This window comes from Ligilactobacillus salivarius DSM 20555 = ATCC 11741, assembly GCF_001435955.1.
In the GTDB taxonomy this organism is placed as follows: Bacteria; Bacillota; Bacilli; order Lactobacillales; family Lactobacillaceae; genus Ligilactobacillus; species Ligilactobacillus salivarius.
In genome coordinates this window covers 1-1,926 of record NZ_AYYT01000041.1, presented here as the reverse complement: position 1 = coordinate 1,926, position 1,926 = coordinate 1, and the positions used below count along the sequence as shown (strand labels likewise).

The window sequence follows — 1,926 nt, the reverse complement described above, 5'->3', positions numbered from 1 at the left end:
CCAAAGCAACGTTCGTATGATGATAGTGGACTGTTGGCGGTGTTGGTGGTGTACTTTTAATAGGTAATGGAATGCCACCTAAATTCTGATGATAGAAGCCCATAAATCCTGAACCATCAGGAGCGTCATTTCCCCAAGCAGGATCAGCAGCACTGAATACATATGAAACAGCGCTTGAGTTAGGTACTAAGAACCATGATTGATACTGTGTATTCTTACCTTCAGAGAAGTCATCAACACCATTTGTATTAATAGATCCAAGATAACCATTTCCACTATAATCTTTATTCTCAGAACCACGCAAAGCACTAACAGCATTATAAACAGCAACTGATTGTTTAGCATCAACGTCACCTACACCAATTAGACTAGTTATATTAATTGGTGTATTAGTACCATGTTCTAAGAATGTAAGTCCATATTTAACAGCACCAATTCCAGCTACGTCAGAACCAATATACTTCTCTCCAACCATAATCATTGGAGGTAGACCATATCTTCCACTGTAATCTAGTCCTAATCCTTGTACTGTAACTTTAAGATCAACGCTTTTACCAGTCTTAGTATCAGTAAAGGCATTATTATATTTCCAAGTTGTTCCTTGTGCTATCTTATATAAGCTACCATAAGCTTTAGATGCAATATAATTCTTTAAACCAGGGTCTACTTTAGGATTATTTAGAATAGAATTTAATTCATTTTGACTGAAACTTTGCAATGTTCCTTTGTCAAAAGTCATACCATCTCCAGCACTAACGTAAGACACGTTAGGTAAGTTTTTACCCAAAAAGCCTAAAACTTGTTGAACAGACCAGCCTGTTTTAGCTGCAGCTGCTTCTAAAAATTGCTGATTAGCTTTTTCCCAAATAGCATACTCATTTTTGCATTGTTGTATCTGATAATAAATATGCTCATAAATATCGTTAAAATTTTAAGGATTATAGAGTAAATTCTTCATGAATAAATAAAATTATTGATACTATTTACCATGAAATAATGTTCAGATACAACAATACAAACAAAAACTAGATGAATATCAAAAGAATCTTAGTTCAGATCAAATTAATCCTGACTTAATCAAGCAAGAATTAATATTAGGTAGTGAAAAAGATGCTGAACTTAGCTATAAATTGTTATCAAAAGATGTTGATGCTTCTTACGATAAATGGTTTGGAGGAGGTGTAAGTCGCGATAATTATAAACATACTGTTAAAGTAGATGCTCATAACAAAGGTAACCTAACAGGAGATATTATTGAAGTTACATATACGAACCTTAGCAGAAGTAGCTATAGAGGCAAAAAAATTTCAAAAATCATTGCCACTTTTTCTAATGTAACTCAAGATAATCTTTCTCCTTACAACATTTCATTTGCAATATATTCAAATCCTTACTATGGGTTTTGGTATTGGCAATCTTCCAAAATTACAGTAAATTACAAATTTTATGACGAAAATAATCATTTGATTAGCTTTGATAATACAGATAATTCATGGATTACAATTGGTTCTTTAAATTCAGGAAAAGGTCGTTATGAATCAGCTAAATTAAACAGTTCAGGTAAGGTTTATGGTTTCAAAGATTCTAGCGTTACTGTTCACAATGGAAATACTCTTTATTCAGATAAAGCTAACGATTCAGGATCAAAGATTGGTGACAGTTGGGAAACTACATACCAAGCTGATGTGACGTCCAATTATCCATGGGGAACTAATGATTGGGATAAAGGTCTAGCTGATCCACATGCCTACTATGGAGCAGGTATTTTTAAAATCAACGGAAGTAACTTGAATATTACTTATGGAACTAAGAGAGCTGTATTTGTAAACCCTGGAACGTGGGCAACAATATCAACGACTATTCCTAAGTCAAGCAGTGGTATAGTTCCACCAACAATCCACTATCATCATACAAACGTTGCTTTGG

2 protein-coding genes are annotated in these 1,926 nt (G+C 33.7%); one reads left to right on the top strand and one right to left on the bottom strand.

Annotated features, from left to right (window positions below; translation table 11 throughout):
* Positions 1-787 (bottom strand): hypothetical protein (locus FC55_RS09605; RefSeq protein ID WP_235803292.1); only part of this gene is annotated, 787 nt, incomplete at its 3' end.
* A 343-nt stretch (positions 788-1,130) separates the two neighbouring features.
* Between FC55_RS09605 and FC55_RS09600 the strand changes: the two genes are divergently transcribed.
* The coding region (locus FC55_RS09600) for a GbpC/Spa domain-containing protein (protein WP_263850584.1) at positions 1,131-1,926 on the top strand (796 nt) is incomplete at its 3' end.